The organism is Mammaliicoccus sp. K-M42, from assembly GCF_022386375.1.
GTDB classification, from domain to species: Bacteria; Bacillota; Bacilli; order Staphylococcales; family Staphylococcaceae; genus Mammaliicoccus; species Mammaliicoccus fleurettii.
The window spans coordinates 107,930-134,607 of record NZ_JAJNIS010000004.1; the positions used below are offsets into that span (position 1 = coordinate 107,930).

The 26,678-nt window shown below is 31.9% G+C and carries 25 protein-coding genes; 1 reads left to right on the plus strand and 24 read right to left on the minus strand.

Annotated features, from left to right (window positions below; all coding sequences use genetic code 11):
- Positions 1-106: 106 nt before the first annotated feature.
- Positions 107-352 carry a glutaredoxin family protein gene (locus LQ668_RS04235; protein ID WP_078357408.1) on the minus strand — a complete coding sequence of 82 codons (246 nt, stop codon included), beginning with the start codon at positions 350-352 and terminating at the stop codon, positions 107-109.
- Positions 353-794: 442 nt separating this feature from the next.
- Between LQ668_RS04235 and clpP the strand changes: the two genes are divergently transcribed.
- Positions 795-1,385, plus strand: a complete 591-nt coding sequence (gene clpP / locus LQ668_RS04240) for an ATP-dependent Clp endopeptidase proteolytic subunit ClpP (RefSeq protein WP_078357407.1) — start codon at positions 795-797, stop codon at positions 1,383-1,385.
- Between the two features lie 188 nt (positions 1,386-1,573).
- Here the strand turns inward: clpP and whiA are convergent, their stop codons facing one another.
- The 23 genes from whiA to fakB1 all read right to left on the minus strand — a co-directional run bounded on the left by whiA (position 1,574) and on the right by fakB1 (position 26,652).
- Entirely contained in the window at positions 1,574-2,515 is a 942-nt protein-coding gene (whiA, locus tag LQ668_RS04245) for a DNA-binding protein WhiA (RefSeq protein ID WP_078357406.1), read from the minus strand.
- Positions 2,516-2,648: 133 nt separating this feature from the next.
- Complete coding sequence (locus tag LQ668_RS04250) at positions 2,649-2,798, minus strand: hypothetical protein (RefSeq protein ID WP_170167672.1); 150 nt, start codon at positions 2,796-2,798, stop codon at positions 2,649-2,651.
- Positions 2,799-2,925: 127 nt separating this feature from the next.
- Positions 2,926-3,912, minus strand: a complete 987-nt coding sequence (locus LQ668_RS04255; protein WP_078357405.1) for a gluconeogenesis factor YvcK family protein — start codon at positions 3,910-3,912, stop codon at positions 2,926-2,928.
- Entirely contained in the window at positions 3,909-4,814 is a 906-nt protein-coding gene (rapZ, locus tag LQ668_RS04260; RefSeq protein ID WP_078357404.1) for an RNase adapter RapZ, read from the minus strand. The genes LQ668_RS04255 and rapZ overlap by 4 nt, the downstream gene beginning before the upstream one ends.
- A gap of 640 nt (positions 4,815-5,454) precedes the next feature.
- Positions 5,455-6,402, minus strand: a complete 948-nt coding sequence (gene trxB / locus LQ668_RS04265) for a thioredoxin-disulfide reductase (protein WP_078357403.1) — start codon at positions 6,400-6,402, stop codon at positions 5,455-5,457.
- Between the two features lie 63 nt (positions 6,403-6,465).
- Positions 6,466-7,902 (minus strand): tetratricopeptide repeat protein, encoded by a 1,437-nt coding sequence (locus LQ668_RS04270; protein ID WP_078357402.1) that lies wholly within the window; start codon positions 7,900-7,902, stop codon positions 6,466-6,468.
- 8 nt (positions 7,903-7,910) lie between these two features.
- Positions 7,911-8,393 (minus strand): acyltransferase, encoded by a 483-nt coding sequence (locus tag LQ668_RS04275; RefSeq protein ID WP_325883769.1) that lies wholly within the window; start codon positions 8,391-8,393, stop codon positions 7,911-7,913.
- Positions 8,394-8,411: 18 nt separating this feature from the next.
- The gene (gene lgt / locus LQ668_RS04280) at positions 8,412-9,230 is read right to left on the minus strand and encodes a prolipoprotein diacylglyceryl transferase (RefSeq protein ID WP_078357400.1); all 819 of its coding nucleotides are present in this window, start codon (positions 9,228-9,230) and stop codon (positions 8,412-8,414) included.
- On the minus strand, positions 9,230-10,162 hold the full coding sequence (gene hprK / locus LQ668_RS04285) for an HPr(Ser) kinase/phosphatase (protein WP_239738317.1): 933 nt from the start codon (positions 10,160-10,162) through the stop codon (positions 9,230-9,232). Before hprK ends, lgt begins: the two co-directional genes overlap by 1 nt.
- Positions 10,163-10,635: 473 nt before the next feature.
- Positions 10,636-10,962 (minus strand): SHOCT-like domain-containing protein, encoded by a 327-nt coding sequence (locus tag LQ668_RS04290; RefSeq protein ID WP_107508977.1) that lies wholly within the window; start codon positions 10,960-10,962, stop codon positions 10,636-10,638.
- A 16-nt stretch (positions 10,963-10,978) separates the two neighbouring features.
- On the minus strand, positions 10,979-13,813 hold the full coding sequence (gene uvrA, locus LQ668_RS04295; protein ID WP_078357397.1) for an excinuclease ABC subunit UvrA: 2,835 nt from the start codon (positions 13,811-13,813) through the stop codon (positions 10,979-10,981).
- A 5-nt stretch (positions 13,814-13,818) separates the two neighbouring features.
- Complete coding sequence (gene uvrB / locus LQ668_RS04300) at positions 13,819-15,801, minus strand: excinuclease ABC subunit UvrB (RefSeq protein WP_119634268.1); 1,983 nt, start codon at positions 15,799-15,801, stop codon at positions 13,819-13,821.
- Between the two features lie 132 nt (positions 15,802-15,933).
- Entirely contained in the window at positions 15,934-16,164 is a 231-nt protein-coding gene (locus LQ668_RS04305) for a DUF2198 family protein (protein ID WP_078357395.1), read from the minus strand.
- Positions 16,165-16,172: 8 nt separating this feature from the next.
- A complete protein-coding gene (locus LQ668_RS04310) occupies positions 16,173-16,823 on the minus strand; it encodes an HD domain-containing protein (protein WP_016912676.1) in 651 nt (216 codons plus the stop codon).
- The gene (locus LQ668_RS04315) at positions 16,823-17,398 is read right to left on the minus strand and encodes a TlpA family protein disulfide reductase (RefSeq protein ID WP_078357394.1); all 576 of its coding nucleotides are present in this window, start codon (positions 17,396-17,398) and stop codon (positions 16,823-16,825) included. The genes LQ668_RS04310 and LQ668_RS04315 overlap by 1 nt, the downstream gene beginning before the upstream one ends.
- 124 nt (positions 17,399-17,522) lie before the next feature.
- Positions 17,523-18,461 carry a LysM peptidoglycan-binding domain-containing protein gene (locus LQ668_RS04320; protein WP_119634267.1) on the minus strand — a complete coding sequence of 313 codons (939 nt, stop codon included), beginning with the start codon at positions 18,459-18,461 and terminating at the stop codon, positions 17,523-17,525.
- Positions 18,462-18,808: 347 nt separating this feature from the next.
- Positions 18,809-19,129: a cytochrome c551 gene (gene cccB, locus LQ668_RS04325; protein WP_078357392.1), complete on the minus strand. Its 321-nt coding sequence runs from the start codon at positions 19,127-19,129 to the stop codon at positions 18,809-18,811.
- Positions 19,130-19,322: 193 nt separating this feature from the next.
- Positions 19,323-20,433 (minus strand): peptide chain release factor 2 gene (gene prfB, locus LQ668_RS04330; protein WP_107508982.1). Its coding sequence is split into 2 segments (ribosomal slippage): positions 19,323-20,360 and positions 20,362-20,433, totalling 1,110 coding nucleotides; the frame shifts between segments, so codons are not numbered across the junction.
- Between the two features lie 12 nt (positions 20,434-20,445).
- Positions 20,446-22,977 (minus strand): preprotein translocase subunit SecA, encoded by a 2,532-nt coding sequence (gene secA / locus LQ668_RS04335; protein ID WP_119634266.1) that lies wholly within the window; start codon positions 22,975-22,977, stop codon positions 20,446-20,448.
- Between the two features lie 166 nt (positions 22,978-23,143).
- On the minus strand, positions 23,144-23,716 hold the full coding sequence (gene hpf / locus LQ668_RS04340) for a ribosome hibernation-promoting factor, HPF/YfiA family (protein WP_107508983.1): 573 nt from the start codon (positions 23,714-23,716) through the stop codon (positions 23,144-23,146).
- A 48-nt stretch (positions 23,717-23,764) separates the two neighbouring features.
- Positions 23,765-24,448, minus strand: a complete 684-nt coding sequence (locus LQ668_RS04345) for a ComF family protein (RefSeq protein WP_078357388.1) — start codon at positions 24,446-24,448, stop codon at positions 23,765-23,767.
- Complete coding sequence (locus LQ668_RS04350; protein ID WP_119634265.1) at positions 24,445-25,731, minus strand: DEAD/DEAH box helicase family protein; 1,287 nt, start codon at positions 25,729-25,731, stop codon at positions 24,445-24,447. The genes LQ668_RS04345 and LQ668_RS04350 overlap by 4 nt, the downstream gene beginning before the upstream one ends.
- A 54-nt stretch (positions 25,732-25,785) precedes the next feature.
- Positions 25,786-26,652, minus strand: coding sequence for a fatty acid kinase binding subunit FakB1 (fakB1, locus tag LQ668_RS04355; protein ID WP_078357387.1), 867 nt, complete (start codon positions 26,650-26,652; stop codon positions 25,786-25,788).
- Positions 26,653-26,678 lie beyond the last annotated feature (26 nt).

Below are 26,678 nucleotides of genomic sequence, written 5' to 3' on the forward strand. Positions count from 1 at the left end.
CCTAGGTTAGACGTTTTTCGTCCCATGCGGGTCAAAAAAATAATATCTGTTTACAGTTTTATAATACACCTATGACTATAAGATTGCAAGATAAATGCGTTACTCTTTATTTCAATTCATCATACGCCTCAATCAATGTAACAAAATCCACGTTTCCTTCTTGTAAGACAACACCGTTATACTCAACTACTGGTACTCTAAGCATATATTTTTCATGTAATGTATCATCTTCTTCTATATTAATAGTAACAATTTTAATTTCATGATCATATTCATCTCTGAAAAAATCTAATTGTATTTTTGCATCGTCACATAAACCGCAATTTGAACCAATATAAAATTTGATATCCATAAAATCATCCTTCGTTATAATAAGCCTCCCCGAGACGAATCGAACGCCCATTTCAAGAACCGGAATCTTGCGTGTTATCCTTTACACTACGGAGAGATAAATCTTAATTATTAATTTATAATCACTTAACATCTTACGAATATAATAGAAGTATCAACTATAAGGAGTGAAGAATTATGACCACTAATCAAGCAGAAAACATCATTCGAAAAAGATGTGAACATTTTAATATGCAAGTCACTCAAATTCACTGCACTCAGCTTGTTGATTACGGAAACTATTATATCATTTATGCAAACATTGACAACATTTGTCGCAAATTTCCTGTGTATAAATCAGCTATTTAAGTTATAATATTCATCAGTAGGTCATATATTTTGACCATGTTTGACTTTATAGTGTATGATATGGTCATTAAGATATTCAAAGGAGGATTTAACTGATGAATTTAATACCAACAGTTATAGAAACAACAAATCGTGGGGAACGCGCTTATGATATTTACTCACGTTTATTGAAAGACCGCATTATTATGTTAGGATCAGCTATTGATGACAATGTAGCGAACTCAATCGTATCACAATTGTTATTTTTACAAGCACAAGATTCTGAGAAAGACATTTATTTATATATTAACTCACCAGGCGGAAGTGTAACAGCTGGTTTTGCTATTTATGATACAATTCAACATATTAAACCAGATGTACAAACAATTTGTATCGGTATGGCAGCATCAATGGGTTCATTCCTATTATCAGCTGGTGCAAAAGGTAAACGTTTCGCATTACCTAACAGTGAAGTGATGATTCACCAACCATTAGGTGGCGCACAAGGACAAGCTACAGAAATTGAAATCGCAGCTCGTCACATTTTACGTACTCGTGAAAAATTAAACAAAATTTTATCTGAAAGAACTGGACAACCAATTGAAAAAATTGAAAAAGACACAGATCGTGATAACTTCTTAACAGCTGATGAAGCTAAAGAATACGGTTTAATCGATGATGTAATGCATCCAGAAGATATGAAATAAATTTAATATACAAAAAACACCCGAAACTTAAGTTTTGGGTGTTTTTTTGTAGTTTAGGCGAAATTAATCTACGTCTTGACTCTTTTTAAAATTTGCAAATTCTGATTAACTAACATCTTGCTAAGGTCATTAATTCTATATTAAAAAGTCCAGGCAATCGACTATGTCTGGGCTTTTTTCTTATTAGCTTATTTTATTGTTTCGCCGCTTCTAATTTTATCTGCCATTTCATTGAGTTTACGTAGTCTATGGTTTATACCTGATTTAGATATTTTTCCTGTACTCACCATTTCTCCTAATTCTTTGATAGATACATCTTGGTTATCTATTCTTAATTTCGCTACTTCTCGTAACCGATCCGGTAAATTATCGATTCCAATTTCTTTATCTATAAGTTTAATGCTTTCTACTTGTTTCATTGCAGCACTTACTGTTTTATTTAAATTAGCTGTTTCGCAATTAACTAATCTATTTACAGAATTTCTCATGTCACGAATAATTCTAACATCTTCAAATTTAAGTAATGCTTGATATCCGCCAATTAAGCTTAAAAAGTCAGCTATTTTTTCTGCTTCTTTTAAATAACTGATATAACCTTTTTTACGTTCTAACTGTTTAGCGTTTAAACCATATTGATTCATTAATGCTGTTAAATCCGCTGAATGTTCTTCATATAATGAAAAAATTTCAAGGTGATAAGAAGATGTTTCTGGATTATTCACCGATCCTCCTGCTAAAAACGCACCTCTTAAGTAACTTCTTTTACAACAATCTTTTTGTAAAATATCTTTATCTATTTCTTGTTTAAACATACCTTCTTGTAGTATACCTAACTCATCTAATATTTCTTTAGCTTTTACTTTTATTCTACTGATATATATATTATTTTTTTTAAGTTTCATTTTCTTTCTTACTAATAATTCTACTTCCACTCCGAAGCATTTTTTTATGAGCGAAAATATACGGCGTGCTATCGCTGCATTTTCAGTTTGTACATTTATGACAAATTGTTGATTAGAAATACTCAAATTCCCATTCATTCTAATCAAAGCTGAAAGTTCTGCTTTTGCGCAACAGTCATCTACTTCAATTCTTGTTAATTCATTTTTCATTTCTGAAGCAAAGCTCACAGCAGATCATCCTTTCTTAATTTATATGTACATAAAAATAATGATATGCCGAAAGACATATCATACGTTTTGTATCTATTTTATCTTACATGGAATAGCCGGGCGTATCAAGTTTTTCAACTTATACAATTGATTATTTTTTTGTAGCCTCTTTGATTACACCAAATAACAACATTATTAAACCAATTATTAAGAAACTTATACCTATTTGTTGATTTGCAATTAAACCAATAAGCAGAAATATACAACCTATTAATACCATCATGATTTGAACATTCTTCATCAATGATCACCTCTTTTTGAAAGCTCTTACATTGATTCTACTTTATTTCTATATAAAAATATAGAGCGCGGGACAGAAATCTCATTCTAAAAAAAGATGTCATTATCCTACCCTCTATATTTCAAATTTATTTGTCTATCTTATATTGTATTGTACTAATTTCTCGTAAAGCTATTTCGTATATAAGTTGAGCAAGCACTTTATTATTATGTCTAATATATTGATGAGGCGTAATGCTCACTAAATTATTGTCGTGTATGCATTGTACACCCATCTCTTTTAATTTATCTCCATCAAAATGAACTTGCTTTGCATCTTCTTCTTCATATCTCATTAAAATATCTTTATTAAAGCGTTCATTTTGACAGATTACAAAATCGATAAATTCTTGGCCAACATGATCATGAATAGCTTTCACGTGGTCACTAACTGAATATCCAGTTGTTTCACCTTTTTGAGTCATAAGATTACATACATATAACCTTTCAGCATCAGTATGTATAATAGCGTCTTTAACTTTATCTAAAATCAAATTAGGTATTATACTTGTATATAGTGATCCTGGTCCCATAACGATTAAATCCGCTTCTTCTATTGCATCAATGGCTTCTTTCATTGGTTCGATATCTTCAGGTGTTAAAAAGACTTTTTCAATTTTTTTAGATGTTTTAGGGATATTAGATTCCCCTACTATAATTTCACCATCAGACATTACTGCATTTAATACAACACTTTTAGTTGTTGATGGAATGACTTGGCCTTTAATATTTAATATTTTGCTTAACTCTTTAACTGCATGACCAAAATCATCCGTAATATTTGTCATTGCTGCTAATAATAAATTTCCTATTGAATGTCCACCAAATTTTTCTTCTTCAAAACGATGTTGAAAAAGTTCTTCTAACATAGGTTCAGTGTCACTTAGAGCTGCCAGCACATTTCTTATATCTCCAGGAGCAGGTATATCCATCACATCACGAATTCTACCTGTACTACCACCATCATCTGCAACCGTTACGATGGCTGTAATATCTATTGGAAACTGTTTCAGTCCTCTCGCTAAAACAGAAAGACCTGTTCCGCCTCCAATTAATACAACTTTTAATTTTTTCATTTTTTCTTTTTACTTTCAATATGTGCATCGCGATGTGACGTATACACAGCATAGTCAAAGTTTTCTTTAATATCTTCTCCTAAACGTTTTGCAAGTGCGACAGATCTATGTTGACCACCTGTACAACCAATTGCAATTGTTAATTGAGATTTACCTTCTTTTTTGTAGCCTGGCAACATAAACATTAATAGGTCACTAAACTTTTTATAAAATGTATTTGTTTCTTTCCATTTCATAACGTACTGATAAACTTCGTCATCTAATCCAGTCAACGGTCTTAATTCTTGTACATAATATGGGTTAGGTAGAAATCTTACATCAAATACGATATCCGCATCAATCGGCATTCCGTGTTTGAAACCGAAACTTAACACCCTTACTTGGAATGTTGTAGAAGGATCTTTTTCAAATGTTGCATTCAACTCTTCTTTCAAAGCTTTCGGTTTCATTTCAGTCGTATCTATTACGAAATTGCTTATACCTTTAATATCATTCAAGAGATCTCTTTCTTCTTCAATAGCAGATAATAAGCTACCCTTTTCACTTAAAGGATGGGTTCTTCTCGTTTCTTTATATCTTGAAATTAATTTTTTATCACTTGCTTCTAAAAATATAATATCTACGATAACTCTTTTTTCACTTTGTATAAAATCCAATTCTTTTCTTAAGTCACCAAAGAAATCTTTACCTCTTAAATCAATTCCAATTGCCACTTTTGATAAAGAAGGGTTACCTTGATCCATTAAATCAACAAACTTTTGTAATAAAATTGGAGGTAAATTATCAACGCAAAAATATCCTAAATCTTCTAATGCTTGTAATGCGACAGATTTCCCCGCACCAGACATACCAGTAACTACAAGCAATTCATTTTTTACATTACTTTTGTCGGTAAGTTGCATAGCACTTCTCCTTTAACTATCATATGTATCTTAATCTTACATGATAATGCTATAAAAAACATTAAATAAATGGTCTATTTAAATCTATACCCGCCTTTTTAAACTATATCAAGTAAAAGAAAAATCATACATAAAAAGTGTTTGGGATTTAAATCCTAACTCAAAATAAATAAGCATATCTTACGATTTTGTTCGTGCATGCTTGCCTAGGAGTATGGCTCGAGCCTGTAGTCTCTCTCGCATACTTTTCCCTCAGGCGTCCGCACTACAAAATCGTTGGAAATATTTATTTTTATATAGAAAACAGTTTTTTCTAAGAGCTAGCTAAATGATTATCATTAAAATACTAGGACATTTATGTCAAAGGCAATTAATCTTAAGTATATATATTTACACAAATTGAAAAAAGTGTAAGTAAGGGTATCTATATTCACACAAGTCAGTAGAAGTGTAAGTAAAGATGTCCATATTCACATAAGTGAAGAGAAGTGTAAACATGGATATCTGTATTCACACAAGTCGAGAGAAGTGTAAGCATGCGCATAAAAAATGCCAACAAAGTCTATAGTTGCCACAATGATTTTCATAAAAAATAAAAGCAGGAATTCAATTTTAATAATGAATTCCTGCTCTTTATTAATTATATTAATTGTTCTTCGTCTTCAAGTGATTCAATATATGCTTGTGCATTTTGTGCTGCAATACTACCATCACCAGTAGCTGTAACGATTTGACGTAATGTTTTTTCACGAACATCGCCTGCTGCATATACACCAGGTACGTTAGTTTCCATTTCGTCATTTGTTTCAATATAACCGTTCTCATTCAATATACCTAATGATTCAAATGGTTTAGTCAATGGTTTCATACCAATATAAATAAACACACCATCAGCTTGATGTTCTGTTTCAGTACCATCTTCAGTAGAAACTAAAGTAACAGATCCTACTTTACCATCTTTTTCATTGATTGTTTTTAATGTTGTATTCCAAATAAAATCAATTTTTTCATTTTTAAATGCACGGTCTTGAATGATTTTTTGAGCTCTTAACTCATCTCTTCTATGAACGATTGTAACTTTGTCAGCGAATTTAGTTAAGAATATACCTTCTTCTACTGCTGAGTCTCCGCCACCAATTACATATAAGTTCTTACCTTTAAAGAATGCACCGTCACATACTGCACAATAACTTACACCACGGCCACCTAGTTCTTGTTCACCTGGAACGCCGATTTTTTTGTATTCTGCACCTGTTGCAATAATGATAGCGTGCGCTGTTAATGATTTGTCTCCCATATTAACAACTTTATAAGAACCTTTATCTTCTATATTTTTTATGTCCCCATATTCATATTTAGCACCAAATTTTTGGGCATGTGTAAACATTTTAGTTGATAAATCTGGACCTGTAATTAAATCAAATCCTGGGAAGTTTTCTACATCTTCTGTATTTGCCATTTGTCCACCTGGCATACCGCGTTCTATCATTACAGTTGATAAATTTGCTCTTGAAGCATAAACAGCAGCTGTCATTCCTGCAGGGCCTGCTCCAACTATAATTACATCATAATCTACTTGTGTAGTCATTTATAAACTGCCTCCTCTTATTAATTCAGTAAAATTGTACATCAATATTTTTATTAAGTATAACTATATGCTCACTATAGCATCGATTGCTTTATTTAAGCGATACGTCGTTATATTGAATGAATTTTTAATTTCTTTTTTTGTTACTTTTATATTTAACATTTTCAAATAAATATAAACTGAGGCTGCTACATAATGATCAACTTGTTCTATTGATTCATTATCTGCTATTAACATCTCAGCATGCTCAATCCATGATACAAATAATTCTTTCCCATAATGTTGATATTCTGATTGTTCAATGAGTTTCATACCTTTATCAATAAAACCTAATTTATTGAGATGCAGATTTTGAAAAGTATATGTTATATATAACCTTTCATAGTCAGGTAGACTTTCTAAGACTTCCCATAATTCATGTGACATTACAAGTTCACGGTGCTTCATATGACCTATTAAAAATATGCCATACAATCTATACCTGTAGTCTTCATCTTTTAATAACGGTAATACATGGCTATCTAACATTTCTTTAAGTTCATCAATTTTCCAAGGTGGTAATTGACTATGATATTGTACACTATCTTCAAATTTTTGCCAATGTCTTTTTGCTTCTTCTTCAAAGCCTAAATGGTAGTAGTTATAACTTAATGCATGATGAAGTTGTGGCATTGAAGCTTGTGCTTTTTTCAAAAGTGGAACGAGCAACTCATTTGAAGGCTTGTGTCTTCCTAAATAGCTTAGAACAACACCTAACTTGAAGGATTCCTCATCGTTAATTGGATGTAATTTACTTAATTGCTTTAAATATTGTTGAAAGCGTTCTAACTGTTCCGTATTGTATAACAATAAAGTCATATGACATAAAGCATATATATCTGACGGATTATCTTCCAATATCGTTTGAAGTAACGCTTCAGCCTCTTCATATTGATTATTATAAAGCATCGACATCGCTTTTAAATTCATGATATGTTTGTCTTCTTGAATTGTTGCACGTTGTCTTTCTATATAATCATTTGCTTCTTGTAGCCTACCATTTGCAAATAAATATTGAAAAATATGTTGAATTACAAATCTTTCAGCCTCTTCTTCAACGACCGTTTGATTATCATACTTCACTTCGAACATTTGAATCATTTCTTCAAAATAATCTTGATCATCTTCTTCTGTTACATAGCGAAGCCCAAATAAAAATGCTTTATTAGGTTCGTTCGTCTTTATAAACATTTGACTCAAATAAAAATAATAATCTGTAACATAATTATCTTTTGCTATTTGATCATACATCATTTCTTCTGCTCTTGTAGTTTGGTTAAGTTCCACTAGACACTCAGTATAAGGTGGTATAATTACAAAATCATCAGGTGATTGTTCAAGTGCTTTTTTAAATAAAGACTCAGCATATACATATTCTTGTTCTCTCATTTTTTCCATTGCCTTATGATAGTAAAAGTCTTTATCAAACTTTACATGTATTATATTTGAATTGTCTCCCAACGATTAACTCACCACCTCTGTTTAAGTTGCATAGGATTACCATATGCCATCATGCCATCGGGAACGTCTTTCGTAACGATTGTCCCACTAGCAATAGCCGCATTATTCCCTATATTAACACCTGCTAGTACCGTTGCATTTGCTCCGATTAATACATTGTTCCCTATATTCACATTCCCAATTCTATATTCTTCTACTAAATATTCATGACATAGAATGGTAGCGTTGTAACCTATAATACAATTTTCACCGATTGTGATTAACTCTGGATACATGATGTCAGGTGTAGCTTTAAATGCAAAAGCTGTCTCTTGACCAATTTTCATATTCAACCATTTTCTGTATATAAAATGCTTCCATTTAACACTCGGCATATATCTACTAAGTTCAATGATAATAACATTTTTCAAAACTTTTATAAAACGTATTGTTTCGTACATTTTCCATAATGGGTTTGCCCCAGATACTTTTTTAGTTTTTAATGCTCTCACATAAACACTTCTTTCAGTTTAGTTATGATAATAACCTTTAACATCTCTGAATTTTTTCGGATTATAACGTATTCTTCTATAAATAATACATGCTATTGAAACTACAATGATAACAATCGAAATCACTTGAGCGATTCTCAAGCTTTCTGTAAGCATTAAACTATCCGTTCTTAAACCTTCAATAAAGAACCTACCAATTGAATAATAAATTAAATAAGCAAAGAAAGTCTCACCAATTTTCAATTGTGGACGTATTAATAATAATAAAATAAAACCAACTATATTCCAGACAGATTCGTATAAGAATGTTGGATGATAATAAATACCATCTATTTGCATATGGTTAATTATAAATTCTGGTATATGTAAATCTTCAAGGAAACTACGTGATACAGGACCACCATGTGCTTCTTGATTCATGAAATTTCCCCATCTACCAATAGCTTGTGCCAATATAATACTTGGTGCCACAATATCAACCATTTGGAAAAATGATAAATTTTTCATTCTACATATTATGAATCCAGTTATAAACGCTCCAATTAACCCACCATGAATTGCAATTCCGCCGTTCATAATAAGTGGTATCTCTACTAAATGCTGACTATAATAACCCCACTCAAATGCTACATAATAAATCCTTGCGCATATTATTGCCATAACAACGCACCAAATAATTAAATCAATTAATGTTTCTTCCTTTATTCCAACTTTTTTCGCCGTTCTTTGAGCTAATAGATAGCCGATTAAGATACCTGAAGCAATAATGATGCCATACCATCTTATTGCTAGAGGTCCTAATTGTACCGCTACTGGGTCAATACCTAACACACCCATTATTCATTCTCCTTACGTGCATTTTTCAAAATTTCTGCATTAAGTCGATTATTAAATTCCTCTGCCGTATTAATACCCATGTTGTTTAATCGATAATTCATTGCAGCAACTTCGATAATAACAGCTAAGTTTCTACCCGGTCTAACAGGAATGGTTTTCTTAGTAACCTTAGAATCTAATATTTTTAAAGTTTCTTCATTTAATCCAACTCGGTCATAAATCTTTTCTTTATTCCAAGTTTCAAGATTAATATTCAGCTTAATTCTTTTCTCCATTAATATAGATCCAGCTCCAAATAAAGTCATAACATTAATAATGCCAAGTCCTCTTATTTCAAGCAGATGTTCAATTATTTTTGGTGCTTTCCCAATTAGTTCATTCTTATTAATTTCTTTAATTTCGACATTATCATCTGCTACAAGTCTGTGACCACGTTTTACAAGTTCTAGTGCAGTTTCACTTTTACCAACACCACTATCTCCTGTAATAAGAACACCAACACCATACACATCAACTAATACACCATGTAAAGAAGTTTCAGGAGCTAATTCTCTTTCTAAATATCCTGTTACTTGCCCCATTAATTTCGTCGTTGAAGATTCACTTTTTAGAAGCGGTGTATTGGTCTCATTACAACTTTGGATTAATTCTTCTGGAGCATCTAATCCACGCGTAATAATAATTGCTGGTGTTTCAGGACGACATAATTTAGCCATTCTACCTTGTTTTTCTTCATCTGGTAATAAATTATAAAAAGATAATTCAGTTGTACCTAATACTTGAATTCGGTCAGATGAGTAATGCGAAAAATACCCCGCCATCTCTAAGCCTGGGCGTGATAAATCAGTCTCAGTTATTTTACGATGTAGTCCTACTTTACCTGCAAGGACTTCCATATTAAATTGTTCTATTAATTTACTACTTGATATCATAGGGTTCACCTCTAGGTTAATATATATTAATTCTAATGAACTTTAACAATAACTGCAATCATTATAAATATTAGGACAGTATCTTTAATAGAACATAATTCTGAGTAATGTCCGTATGTGGTGCTGTTTAAGGAGCACTATTCAGAATTTTGCCAGTTAGAACTTTTTAAGGAGCACTATTCAGAATTTTGCCAGTTAGAACTTTCTAAGGAGCATTATTCGGAATTCTGCTAGTTAGAACTTTTTAAGGAGCACTATTCAGAATTATGCCAGTTAGAGCTTTCTAAGGAGCATTATTCAAAATTTTGCCAGTTAGAACTTTTTAAGGAGCACTATTCAGAATTTTGCCAGTTAGAACTATCTAAGGAGCATTATTTAGTATTCAATACACAAAAATTCTCCCAGTCCATTAAATATATAACAGACTGGGAGAATTTACTTGTGAAAAGGACCAGTGTCCCTTTGATTATTGATTAAATACCAGTATTTTGATCATTATTTTTATTGAATGATCTTATAATATTTTTTAAAGATTCGTCTAGTTGCTGTATTGGGTCTTGGTCAGTTGTTTCTCTATCGTTAAACTGTTTATCAAATTCAGTTTTACCTGATTTAGCAGTTGTTTTAACTTTACTCAACAAATCTTCAAATAAATTTTCTACATTTTCTTTAGATTTACTCGTGAAAGCTGAAGCATTCTTTTGATTATTTGAAGTTGCTTCAAGTAATTTCACCGCTTCATCTACTGTTACTTTACCACTTTCAATAAGGTCTAATATCTTTAATTGTACTTCGTTCATATAATTCCCTCCCGGTTTATGTTCGATCTCTCTCTAGGATCGGTTTTAAATATTTACCAGTATAAGATGCGTCTACTTTCACTATATCTTCTGGTGTTCCAGTTGCGATAATTTCACCACCACCATCTCCACCTTCAGGACCTAAGTCAATGATATAGTCAGCTGTTTTAATGACATCTAAATTATGTTCTATAATTATGACAGAGTCACCATTTTCAACAAGTCTATTCAATACACTTAACAAGCGTTTAATATCATCTACATGCAAACCAGTTGTTGGTTCATCAAGAATGTATAACGACTTACCGTTTGAGCGTCTATGAAGCTCTGATGCTAGTTTAACACGTTGTGCTTCACCGCCTGATAATGTTGTTGCTGGTTGGCCTAATTTAACATATCCTAGACCAACATCAACGATAGTTTTTAACTTTCTATTTATCTTCGGTAAACTTTCAAAAAAGTGATAAGCATCTTCTACAGTCATTTCTAACACATCAGAAATACTTTTTCCTTTGTAAGTTACTTCTAATGTTTCTCTATTATACCTTTTTCCATCACAAACTTCACATGGTACGTATACATCTGGTAGAAAATGCATTTCAATTTTAATAATTCCGTCACCTTTACAAGCTTCACAACGGCCACCTTTAACATTAAAACTAAATCTACCTTTTTGATAGCCTCTAACTTTTGCTTCATTAGTTTGACTAAACACATCTCTAATGTCATCAAACACGCCTGTATATGTTGCTGGATTCGAACGTGGTGTTCTACCAATTGGAGATTGGTCGATGTCTATAATTTTTTCTATTTCTTTAACACCTTTGATAGATTTGTGAGCACCAGGTTTTGTTTTAGTATTATACAATTGTTTTTGTAACCCTTTATATAATACTTCATTTACTAATGAACTTTTACCTGAACCTGAAACACCCGTAACACATGTCAATACTGACAATGGGAAATCCACATCAATATTTTTCAAGTTATTACTTGAAGCACCTTTAACAGATATTTTTCGTTTTGTTATTTTTCTTCGTTCTGAAGGTACAAATACTTTTTCTTTACCACTTAAATATCGACCAGTTAATGAATTTTCATTGTTCATTACTTCTTCTGGTGTACCACTCGCAACAACTTGACCACCTTGGACCCCAGCTTTCGGACCAATATCGACTAAATAATCTGCAGCTTTCATTGTATCTTCATCATGTTCAACAACGATTAAAGTATTACCCATATCTCTCATGGATTTCAATGTATCTATTAAACGATCATTGTCTCTTTGATGAAGCCCAATTGAAGGCTCATCCAACACATATAATACACCAGACAATCTTGATCCAATTTGTGTTGCTAATCTGATACGTTGCGCTTCACCACCTGATAGTGTTCCTGAAGCACGATTCAATGTTAAGTATTCTAAACCAACATTATTTAGGAATGATAATCTTTCATGTATTTCTTTTAAAATCAGTTTAGCAATTTTTTGTTCTCTTTCATCTAAATTCAAATGATCAAAGTGTTCAATTGCATTATAAATTGAATATCTCACAACTTCACCAATATGTTGTCCATCAATTTTAACTGATAAAACTTTTTCATTTAATCGATAGCCATCACATGTTTCACATGTTTTTTCGACCATATATTTTTGCATTACTTCTCTTACGTATTCTGATGGTGAATCATGATAACGTCTTTCAATGTTATTTAACACACCTTCAAAAGCCATTGTTCTCGTTCGATTAGTTTTAACGCCATAATCTTGATTAAATTTAAATTCAATTTCATCTTCATGTCCGCGTAAGATGATGTTCTTTTCTTTTTTAGTTAGCTTATTAAAAGGTTTATCCATATCAATTTTAAAATGTTCACATGCTTGTTTTAATAAAGTTGGATAATAATTCGAACTAATTGGTTGCCAAGGTAATAAAGCTCCCTCATTCAAACTTAAAGTATTATCTGGTACAACTAAATCTATATCTACAGTTAATTTACTACCTAATCCATCACAAGATGGGCAAGCACCAAATGGGTTATTAAATGAGAACATTCTAGGTTCTAATTGATCTACCGAAAATCCACAAATAGGACATGCATGATGTTCAGAAAATTTAATTTCATCACCATCAATAATATCTGCAATTGCATTTCCTTCAGCTAATTCTAATGCTGTTTGTAATGAATCAGCTAATCTCGCTTCTATCCCCGGTTTAATAACCAGTCTATCTATTACAACATCAATTGAATGATTTTTATTTTTATTTAGTTCTGGAACATCGTCTACATCTAAAATATCACCATCAACTTTTAATCTTGCATAACCTTTTTTAGCAATGTCATCGATTAATTTTTTATGCGTACCTTTACGGCCTGAAACTATTGGAGACAGAATTTGTATTTTAGTTCTTTCTTCTAACTCCATAACTTGATCGACCATTTGTTGTACAGTTTGTGATTTAATTTCAATACCATGGTTGGGACAAATTGGTCTACCAACTCTGGCATATAACAATCTTAAATAATCGTATATTTCTGTTACCGTTGCTACCGTTGACCTAGGGTTTTTGCTTGTAGTCTTTTGATCTATTGATATTGCCGGAGATAGACCTTCAATTAAATCTACATCTGGTTTATCCATTTGCCCTAAAAATTGTCTAGCATAGGCACTTAAAGATTCAACATATCTTCTTTGACCTTCAGCATAAATTGTATCAAACGCTAATGATGACTTTCCTGAACCTGATAAACCAGTCATAACAATAAGTTGATCTTTTGGTATTTCAATATCTATATCTTTTAAATTATGTGCTCTTGCACCTTTTACGATGATGGATTTGTTTTTCATCTCAGTCACCTTTCTGCTTTTAATTCAAATAGTATGTCTCGTAATTCAGATGCACGCTCGAAGTCTAAATCCTTCGCTGCATCTTTCATTTCTTTCTCTATGCGCTCGATTGTCTTTTCTCTTTCTTTTTTCGTAAGTTTCTTCGGTGCTTTTTTCTTATCTTTTTCGTTTACTTCATCTGTATCTACAGTTGCTGAGATTACATCGCGAATTTTTTTATTAATTGTTTGTGGTGTAATACCATGTTCTTCGTTATAGGCTTGTTGTGTTTCACGTCTTCTATTAGTTTCATCTAATGCCGTTCTCATTGAATCAGTAATTTTGTCTGCATACATAATTACTTTACCTTTATCATTACGTGCTGCTCGTCCAATTGTTTGTATAAGTGAACGTTCTGATCTTAAGAAACCTTCTTTATCGGCATCTAAAATAGTTACTAATGATACTTCAGGTATATCTAAACCTTCACGAAGCAAGTTTATACCGACTAATACATCATAAACACCCAATCTTAAATCTCGAATAATTTCTATTCGTTCTAATGTTTTAATTTCAGAGTGTAAGTAATTTACTTTGACACCCGCTTCTTTCAAATAAGTCGTTAAGTCTTCACTCATTTTTTTCGTTAATGTTGTAATTAATACGCGTTCATTTCTTTCGACACGTTCATTAATTTCAGCCATTAAATCATCAATTTGATTTTCACTTGGTCTAACTTCTATTATCGGATCTAACAATCCCGTAGGACGAATGATTTGTTCAACCATTTCATCAGTATGTTCAATTTCATAAGGACCTGGAGTTGCTGAAACGTAAACGAGTTGTTTTGTTTTTTGATCAAATTCTTCAAATTTAAGTGGTCTATTATCTAACGCACTTGGTAGTCTAAATCCATGTTCAACCAAAACACCTTTTCTAGCTTGGTCTCCGTTATACATCCCTCTAATTTGAGGAATCGTAACATGTGATTCATCAATCATAACAAGCCAATCATCACCAAAATAATCCATTAAAGTGTACGGTGTTGACCCTTTAGGTCTTAAAGTTAAATGAACTGAGTAGTTCTCAATTCCTGAGCAAAATCCCATTTCTCTCATCATTTCTAAATCATAATTCGTTCTTTGCTCTAAACGTTGTGCTTCTAATAATTTATTATCTTTTCTAAGATCCTCTAATCGTTCTTTAAGTTCTTTTTCAATACGTTCAATTGCTTCTTTCATCTTTTCTTCACGAGTTACGAAGTGAGATGCCGGATAAAATAAAAAATGCTCTCTTTCAGCAATAACTTCACCCGTTAAATAGTTCACTTCTCTAATTCGGTCAATTTCGTCACCAAAAAATTCAACTCTCACACATAATTCATCTCTTGATGCAGGAAATATTTCAACTACATCTCCTCTTACCCTAAAAGTACCGCGTCTAAAATCGATATCATTTCTTGAATATTGGTTATCGACAAGCTTTCTTAATAATTCATTACGTTCCATTTCCATTCCTACACGTGTACTTACAACTAAATCTTTATATTCTTCTGGGTTACCTAAACCATAAATACAGCTGACACTCGCTATAACAATAACATCATCTCGTTCAAATAATGCACTTGTAGCAGAATGTCGTAATTTATCTATTTCATCATTAATTGATGCATCTTTTTCTATGAATGTATCTGTTTGAGGTACATATGCTTCTGGTTGATAATAATCATAATAACTTACAAAGTATTCAACTCTATTTTCAGGAAAGAATTCTTTAAACTCACTATATAATTGGCCAGCCAATGTTTTATTATGTGCAATTATAAGTGTTGGCTTTCCAACTTCTTTAATAACATTACTCATAGTGAACGTTTTACCTGTTCCTGTTGCACCTAATAATGTTTGATGTCTTTTTCCATCTTTTATACCTTTAACGAGTGATTTTATTGCTTCAGGTTGATCTCCTTGAGGTGAATAATCTGAATATATTTTAAAAGGATAATGCTGCATAGTAACCTCCTTAAATTTTGTAATATATAAATATATTTTATCAAAAATTTGTAAAAATGACCAAACATTTGTTCGTTTAATTGTTTATTAAATACAAATAAGAGGAAAAATCATATTGATTAATCCTCTTTTCTATCTTGATTCAATTTTATCGATTTCGAGTGAATCCACTATATAAAAACCTATTACTAAACTTACAACATCTAATAGGATAATCACTTCATCATTAAAGAAGCCTTTATAAACAGAAACACCAATTATTATACTGGATACGAGTAATCCAATCCATTTATTTTGAGCAATTTGTGTAAAAATAATAACCATTAAACAAGGGAGAAACAAAGCTAGAATCGGCCAAATCATTCAACTCACTAACTCCTTTTTGTTTCACGTTTTTCAAGAATTGTCATTGTTATTTCTCTTAATTCCGAACGTGGAATAAATTTTTCTTGTAGCATATCAGGTATAATATGCTGTATAAAATCTTGTACAGATGACAAATGATCAAATTGCATAATCGTTTCTAATGAACTTTCATATATTTCAAAGAATAATGGTTCTGGGTTTCTTTTTTGTATCTCACCAAAAGATTCATATAATAAGTCGATTTTATCTGCAACACTAAGTATTTGCCCTTCTATACTATCATCCTTGCCTTCTTGCAATCTATGTCTATATATATCTTGATACTGCTCTGGAAATTCTTCAGTTATAAATTTATCTATCATTTCTTCCTCAACTTGAGAAAATAATTTTTTAATTTCATAAGAGGCATATTTAACAGGCGTTTTGATATCACCAGTAAATATTTCAGGATAGTCATGGTTCAATGCTTTTTCGTATACAAGCTTCCAGTCTATTTCTTGACCATTTTGTTCTTCAACTGTCGCCAAATATTGGGCGATTTTTGTTACTTTAAACGAGTGAGCTGCAACGTTATGGTCTTGATATTTAAATTTACCTGGACATCTCACTAATTTTTCCAAGTCAGATAAACTTTTAAAATATTGATGTACCCCCATTAATTTTCCTCCTTAACTTGTGTAACTAAGTTGTTCAGTGTCTTCTCAGATAATTCACCTAAATACACTTTTTTTATTTTGCCATTTTTATCTACGAATAATGTCGTAGGGATATTATATGATTTAAATTTCTTAAGAAAATCATCTTCTGCAATATAAACATTATAGTTTACATTTACATCATTAATTAATTGTTCAGCTGATTTACGTTTATCTTTTACGTTTAAACCAATCAGCTCGACACCATTTTCTTTATTTTTTGCATATTTAACAAGTTCAGGCATTTCTCTTTTACAAGGATCACACCAAGAAGCAAACAAATTAATAATAGTTATATCATTTTTAGAAGTAACTTCTTTTAAATTTGTAGCCTTTTGCGTTGTAAATTTCTTAACTGTTTCATCATTTACATTTAAACCTGTTGCAGGATGACTGTTTTGAAATGACTTCTTCCCTTGTTGTTCTTTAAACTGTTCTTTAGTTTGAAACTTATTAATATCAAGTACTTTATATACACTAATACCGATTAAGCTTATTAAAAATAATACTAGTATGATTTTTAACCATTTTTTCATGTTTTCAAACCTCAATACACTTATTTACGTTTATTATATCAACTATAGTTATAAAAAAAAGCAAATAGTTAAAATTCTTACATAGAATTAACTACTTGCTTGAAATATGATCTAATTTTAAAACCTAATGAATATAGTTATAAGCTCCTGCTGCTGATGCTGAAATTGTACGTGAAGACACAATACCAACACCTTGATAATTCATTTCAGAAACTTGGATAGATCCATCAGAATTCACTTTGTCAACATATGCAACGTGACCATATCCTCCAGCAGTTGACTGTAATATAGCCCCTGCAGATGGGTTATTATTTACAGTATAACCTGATTGAGCTGCTGCATTCGCCCAGTTATTTGCATTTCCCCAAGTGTTTCCAATATCAGGACGTTTACTAAATGCATAATAAGTACATTGACCTGAAGTATACAAGTTATTACCTCCACCTGAAGATGGTCTGCTGTATGATACTGGTTGTGTTTGTTGTGCTGGTTGTGCATCTTGTGTTGCTTGAGCATGTTGTGTTTGTTGTGCAGTTTGAGTTGAGTTATTTGAATTAAACGTTGGTACTTCATAAGCATGTGCATCTTCACTATTAAATACATTTTCATTTGAAGTTTGTTCAGATACATTTCTCAAGACAGTTTCTTCTTGTGATGATGCCTCTGGTGCATGAATTGTTAAACTAGTAGGTTGAGCTGTCGCTTCTGAACCTTCTTGAGCTACTGATAATTTCTCTCCAACAATAATCAAATCAGAAGTCAAATTGTTCCATTCTTTTAATTCTGTAACAGATACATCAAATTTCTCAGCTATTGTATTAAGTGTATCGCCTTCTTGAATTGTATATATATTATCTTCTAACACTTTTAAGTTTTGTCCGACTGTAACATCGCCTGTGATATTGTTTAATGATTTAAGTTCTGAAATTGAAGTCCCGTATTCCTGTGCAATCGTTTCTAAAGTTTCTCCATCTTTAACTTTAATATCCGATGCAAATGCAGTAGTATTTGATAATGTAGTTAAAGCTGTGACTGACGCTAAAGTAATGAATGTCTTCTTCATGATGACATATCCTCCCGAGTTTTATATGATTTAATTTATATTTTTATTTTATAGGGTTACCCCCAACTAATACTGGAAATAATATATCATATAATCGAACCTCATTTTTCTTTGTTACAAATTCGTAATATAAACGTTACTGTCTGATAATTTTTCAGAAAAAATTGTTACTAAAGACTGTCATGAAAGTATTTAAAAGCGCACCATTAATTGTATTTTTACAATTAATGGTGCGCTTTTTTACTCTATTTATACATTTGAAAAGGTGATGATATTTATCTAGAAATTTTCCATTTCATATAAATAACACATCTAATATATTATTTATAAGGTTTAAATGAGTTGTATTATTTTTGTTCTGCCAACCATTTTGCTACTTCTTTAGCTTCTTTCTCATCTACAACTTTGCTCGGCATACTACCTTTACCTTCATTAATTATCTTTTCGATATCTGCTTCTGACATTTTAGCCCCAACTTTTTTTAATGAAGGACCAGAAGCACCATCAAGATCTTTACCATGACATCCAACACAAGAATTATTTTTAAAAATCTTTTCCCCTTTTGAACTATATTCCTCCGTCTTACTATCATCGTTTGATTGACCACAACCAGCAAAGATTAACGATGATAATGCCAATACAGAAATCATGCCCATTTTGATTTTCATGTATAACACTCCATTCAATATATTATCAAATATATTTTATCATGAAATTTAGTAATTAGGTATCCTTTTGTGCAAGAATTCACAATCAAAATCATGCATATATACGACACACCGCTCAATCCAGTCAGCTACTGCCAATACAATGAGTAGAGGCTGAGACAATTAAATTGTCCCAGCCTCATTCAACTCAATATTACTTTTCATCAATTTGACTTCTTAAATATGCATCAATGAAAGGTTCTATATCTCCATCCATCACTGCATTAGTGTTACCAGTTTCTTCATTAGTTCTATGATCTTTAACCATAGCGTATGGGTGGAATACGTATGAACGTATTTGACTGCCCCATCCAATTTCTTTTTGCTCCCCTCTAATTTCATCAAGGGCTGCAGCTTGTTCTTCAAGTTCTTTTTGGTAAAGTTTAGCTTTCAACATTTTCATCGCTTGTTCTCTATTTTTAATTTGAGATCTTTCGTTTTGACAAGTTACGACTATTCCTGTTGGTTGGTGTGTGATACGTACTGCAGAGTCAGTAGTGTTTACGTGCTGTCCACCTGCTCCTGATGCTCTATACGTATCAACTGTAATATCTTCAGAATTAACTTCAATTTCAATTTTTTCATTATTAAATTCAGGCGTAACATCACATGAAACGAAAGATGTATGTCTTCTTCCAGATGAATCAAATGGAGAAATTCTCACTAATCTATGAACACCTTTTTCAGCTTTTAAGTAGCCATATGCGTTATGTCCTTTAATTAGAATTGTAACACTCTTAATTCCAGCTTCATCGCCTGATTGGTAGTCTAATGTTTCAACTTTGAATCCTTTTTGTTCAGCAAATCGTTGATACATCCGAAGTAACATGGATCCCCAATCTTGTGATTCAGTTCCACCAGCTCCAGGATGTAGCTCTAAAATCGCATTATTTTCATCATGTTCTCCATTAAGCAATAATTTTAATTCAAATTGATCGATGTCTGATTTTAATGTTTTTAAATCTTGCTCTAAAATTTCATGCATATCTTCGTCATATTCTTCTTGAAGAAGTTCAACAGTAGTTAATAAATCATCCGTTTGTTGTTCTAATTTATGATAATCTCCTACTACTGATTTTAAAGCATTATTTTTATTAATAATATCTTGCGCCTTATTTTGATCGTCCCAAAAGCTCGGATCAACCATCATCTCTTCATATTCTTGAATGTTCGTCTCTTTATTTTCTAAGTCAAAGAGACCCCCTGATATTCATTAATTTTTCATTGTTTTTATTTAAAGTTTGTCTAATTTCCGTTAATTCCATAAGTTTACTCCTTTATGCTTGGCCGTGACAGTTTTTATATTTTTTTCCGCTTCCACATGGACACGGATCATTACGACCTACTTGTTCATCTTTAACGATAGGTTTAGGTTTGACTTTTTCTTTACCATCATTGGCACCTACGTGTTTAGCTTCGCCTATTTCAACTTGTTCACGTTCAACTTGTTCTCCGCGATCAATTGTTGACTTAAGAATATATTTACTTACTTCATCTTCAATTTCGTTCAACATCGTTTCAAATAAATCTAATCCTTCGTTTTGATATTCACGAAGTGGATTGATTTGGCCATAAGATCTTAAATGAATACCTGTACGTAATTGGTCCATCGTATCGATATGGTCTGTCCATTTACGGTCAATTGTTCTTAAAACAATCATGCGTTCAAATTCAGACATTTGGTCACCAAAGTCTTCTTGTTGTGCATCATATTGAGCCTTAATTTTTTCAAGAACAATTTCAATGATATCTTCATAATCTCTACCACGAATATCATCTGCTTTAATTGAATCTTGTTGTAAATAAGAATCATCGATAAATTGTACGAGTGCATCATAATCAATTTCTTCTTCATTATTTGATAAATGATAATTAACGCCACGTTCTAGAGATGATTTAATCATATCTTTCACAATATCTTGTACGTCTTCTTTTTCAATTATATCGTTACGTTCACCATAAATGATTTCACGTTGTTTTCTTAATACATCATCATATTCTAATAGTCGTTTACGAGCATCAAAGTTATTACCTTCAACACGTTTTTGAGCTGATTCAACTGCTCTAGAAACCATTTTAGATTCGATAGGTGTATCATCATTCATTCCTAATTTACCCATTAGTGATTGCATACGTTCAGAACCGAATCTGACCATTAATTCATCTTGTAGTGATAGGTAGAATCTACTTCGCCCAACGTCACCTTGACGACCAGAACGACCTCTTAGCTGATCATCGATACGTCTTGATTCATGTCGTTCTGTACCGATTACTGCTAGTCCACCTAATTCAACAACACCGTCTCCAAGTTTGATGTCTGTACCACGACCAGCCATGTTTGTTGCGATTGTAACTGCACCTTTTTGACCAGCATTTAAAATGATGTCTGCTTCACGTTCATGGTTTTTAGCATTCAATACATTATGCCTAACGCCTTTTTTCTTCAATAGTTGTGAAATATACTCACTTGTTTCTACAGCCACAGTACCTAATAATACAGGCTGTCCTTTTTTGTAAAATTCAATAACGTCATTAACAACAGCATCGAATTTACCTTTTTGAGATGAAAAAATTAAATCCGCTTCATCTAGACGTTGGATCGGTCTATTTGTAGGTATTTGTGTAACTGTCATATTATAAATATTTCTAAATTCTTCTTCTTCCGTCTTAGCTGTACCAGTCATACCAGACAACTTATTGTACATTCTAAAGAAGTTTTGGAATGTAATAGAAGCCATTGTTTTAGATTCATTTTGAATTTCTAAACCTTCTTTAGCTTCAATTGCTTGGTGTAAACCGTCTGAGAATCGACGTCCATGCATTGTACGACCAGTAAATTGGTCAACAATCATAATTTCGCCATCTTCAACAACATAATCTTTATCTTTAAACATCGTTCTGTTTGCTTTTAAAGCTATATTAATATGATGCATTAAGTTCACATTTTTAACGTCGAATAAATTATCTATTTTAAACATGCGTTCTGCTTTATCAATACCTTGCTCAGTTAATGTGATTGCTTTAGTCTTTTCATCATAAGTAAAGTCATCATCATCTTTAAGCATTTTTACAAACACGTTTGTTTGAGTATATAAAGTTGTTGATTTTTCAGCTTCACCAGAAATGATAAGTGGCGTTCTCGCTTCATCGATTAAAATTGAATCTACCTCATCAATGATTGCAAAGTTTAATGGTCTCATAACGCGGTCTTTTTTATAAGTAACCATGTTGTCTCTTAAATAATCGAACCCAAGCTCATTATTTGTACTATACGTAATATCTGATGCGTATGCTTCACGCTTTTGATCTGTATTCATTGAATTTAAATTCAGACCTACAGATAGTCCTAAGAAATTGTATAGTTGTGCCATTTCTTCACTTTGTGAACTTGATAAATATTCATTGACAGTAACAACATGAACACCTCTACCTGTTAATGCATTTAAATAAACAGGCATAGTTGCTGTTAATGTCTTACCTTCACCAGTTTTCATTTCAGAAATATCGCCACGATGAATCGCAATACCACCCATAATTTGCACTTTAAATGGTGTCATTTTGAATACTCTTGTAGACGCTTCTCTAACAATTGCATATGCTTCTGGTAGTAATTTTTCTAAATACTTTTCTTGCTTTTTATAATCTTCTATTTCAGCTAATTCTTTTTTAAATTGTTCTGTCTTTTCTCTTAATTGCTCATCTGTTAACTTAGCAATTTCATCTTCAAAATTAATGACTTGATTTGCTAACTTCTCGAGTGATTTTACTACTCGTTTATTACCATCAGCTATTTTTGATAAAAAACCCATTTTGTTCTCTCCTTCAACTAGGAAACTAGTAATCTTACAACAATATATCATAACACTTTTATATCACTTTTTATACTATTTAAGATTACCACCTCTGTAAATGAAAAGCTATTAATAGACAAAGAAACTGATGCAGAAATTCTGCACCAGTCCTTGTGTTCTTACTTTATTGTATAGAAGTTTCAATTAATCCATATTTTCCATCTTTACGTTTATAAACAATACTTGTTTCATCTGTTTCTGCATCTGTGAAAATGTAAAAATCATGTCCTAATAAATTCATTTGTAATACTGCTTCTTCAGAATCCATAGGTTTTAACGCAAATTGTTTAGAACGGATAATTTCAATTTCATTATCACTATCGTTATCTTCACTTTCTTCTGGTGATGATGCATCTACACTTGTTGCAAATACATCTTTATCTCGCCCTTTATCGCGATACTTTCTGTTGACCTTTGTTTTGTACTTACGCACTTGTCTTTCAAGTTTGTTTGTTATCAAGTCGATTCCAGCATATAAATCTTCATGTCTTTCCTCAGCTCTTAAAGTAACATCTTTCAACGGAATAGTTACTTCAACTTTACTGCGAGAATCCTGATAAGTTTTAATTTTAACATGAGCTATTGCCTCTGGGACATTAGTAAAGTATCTTTCAAGTTTACTTACTTTGTCCTCAATATAATTTCTTATCGGATCAGTCACTGTGATGTTTTCACCATGAATTTCAAATCTGATCATAAAGCACCGACTCCTTTAACGCTCTATTTCTCTTGTGTTTCTTCCTAGTTATATTTTACCATTATTTCCCCCTCTTGCAAATGTTAAGGTATCTATTTTTCTGATTTTTCTAATAAATAAAAGTTCAGCTAATTGGTGAATTGTCAGCCCTGTTGTATAAATATCATCTACGAGTAAAATACATTTATTTTCTAATTCTATTTCTTGATTTATTCTAAATGGGTTGAGTTGTAAAGACCTTTGTTTTTTTGTTAAATCAGATTGTTTTTGTCTGAGTTCAGTCTCAAATATTTGTATATAATTTACATTTTGAATATCTAATACGAAAGTAACATGATCAAATGTTCTAGTTGCGAGTTTATTTGGATGAATTGGTGCAGGAATTATGTAGTCATACTGTTTCAAAATATTTTTAGGTAACTGAAATATTTGAGCAATTGCAACGTCTCCCATAAATTTGTATTGATGCATTAATTCTTTTATAAGTCCTTGGTAATCATATATCGTATAAAGTTGATTGATTAATTGATACCTATTGGATAACCAAAGACAATCTAGACATTCATTTTCCTCTGAAGAAAGCACTTTTAAACAACGTTTACAACGTCTATCATTGAGATTAAAGGTAAGTTGTGGCTCACAATTTTTACATATAGTAGATGTGGACGAAAAAAGATTCAATAAATTTATCTCTTCATTTATTGAATTTTGACATATAACACATTTCTTCATGTTATCCATCCTTTCTTACGTGCAAGACTATTCATTTTTGAGATTTCATTTTTTGCATGTAACATATTTTTCGTAATACCTTCGTGGTAGCAAACAACTTTTCCAGTAGGACATGATAATTTACGCCCCACCCGACCAGCTATTTGAATAATTGCACTGCTTGTAAATTTTTCAGTATGCACGATAACGACGTCTAAGTATTCAAGCGTGACACCTCTCTCTAAAATCGTCGTCGTAAACATGATGTCGATCTCATCATTTCTTAATAGGCTAACTTTTTCATGTCGCTCTGAATCAACACTTGAAACATACTCAATTTTTGAAAAGTAGTGTTCATACATATTAAATACTTTTTTCATGTAACTTATATCATGGAAAAACACAAAAGTTTTCCTTTTATCTTCTATTTGTTTCTTTAATAGTTTTAGCAATTTTTGATTTAATTTTGTTTCTTTTATCGCATTGAATTGAAATTCAGGAAGGGGTAAAGAATGACCGTGATATCTTGCTGGAAGTTTAATTATTTGAGAATCCGTAAATTTCGCTTGGAGTTGTTGATTTGGAGTTGCAGTTAAATAAATGTGACTTGCGTGAAGTGTAGATGCTTTATGAATCGTATGCATAAGTTGATTATCCATATCTAAAGGAAATGCATCAACTTCATCGACAATAACAACATCAAAATGACTATCATAACGCATTAATTGATGTACAGTTGCTACAACAAAAGTACTATTATATTGACCAAAATTGCCTTCATACATTAAATCGATTTGCTCATCTTTAAAAGCCTCTGCTAATCTTAAATATACTTCTTTAACAACATCGACTCTTGGAGAAACTACAGCAACGTTATCTCCATTTTGTCTAGCTACTGAAATACCTTCAAATATCATTTCTGTTTTGCCTGCACCAGTCACCGCATGAAGTAATAAATGTTCACTGTTTAATACCGCTTGTTTAATTTTGTCTGATGCATGTCTTTGCTGTTCACTAAGCTCAAAATTCAATCGATATTTACATAATGATTTCTGTCTCTCACTTTCAATGATATAAATAGCTTTGCAACTTTGAACTTTGCCTAGGTTTATACAGTATCTGCAATAAGTTGTTGTTGCATTACAATGATGACAATAATAATTAAAGAATAACGTTTGATCAGTGTTACCACATTGGTTACAAATATATTTTTCATGTACCTTTGAAACACCAGGTTTACTGACTTTTACTGTTTCCGTTGTTAAATTGTTTAAATCATGACATATTCGTCCATATAATTTCATCGTAACCTCCAATAAAAAAGCACAAAAAGCTTAAGCTTTTTGTGCTTTTTTATTTTATATAGATAAATCTAATTCTGTCGTTGTAAATCCTAATCCTAATGCACCTTCACCTAAGTGTGTGCCAATTACTGGTCCGAAATAACTCAATATAACATTCGCTTCAGGAAACTTCTCTTCTATTTGTGCTTTCCAAGAAACTGCACTTTCTTTGTCATTAGCATGAATAATAACAATAGATAAGTTTTTGTAACCTTCCACTTCTGTAGCAATTTGTTCTTCGATACGTTTTATAGCTCTTTTCTTAGTTCTCACTTTGTCATATGGAACAATTTTAGTGTCCTCAAAGTGTAACAAAGGCTTAACTTGTAACATTGTACCTACTAAAGCCTGTGCACTGTTTAAACGTCCGCCTTTTTTCAAGTTGTTTAAATCATCAACTATGAAATAAGCGTTTGTCGTTTCTTTCATGCTTTCTAATTGTTCAAGTATATTATCTACAACTGTCATGCCTTGTTCTACAAGCTGAGCAGCTTTTAAAGCATAGAACCCTTGAACAGCACAAGAAATTTCAGAATCGAATGGATGAACTTGAATTCCATCAACCATAGCATTTGCTGTTACTGCACTTTGGAAAGTACCACTTATACCACTTGATAAGTGAACGGCTATTACATCTGTATAGCCATCTTCTTTTAAGCTTTCGAGCAACTCGACATATTCACCCATAGCAGGTTGAGAAGTTGTCGGCAATTGCGTTTCATTTCTCATTCTTTTATAAAAATCATCTGTCTTCAGTTCCGATAATTCTTTATATGTTTCATCATTAAAAATAACGTTTAGCGCGACTGTTTTAATTTGATATTTATCTAAATAAGCTTGATCTAAATATGCTGTTGAATCTGTTAGAACAGCAATTTTCATAAAGTTATCCTCCTTGATTCTCTTCC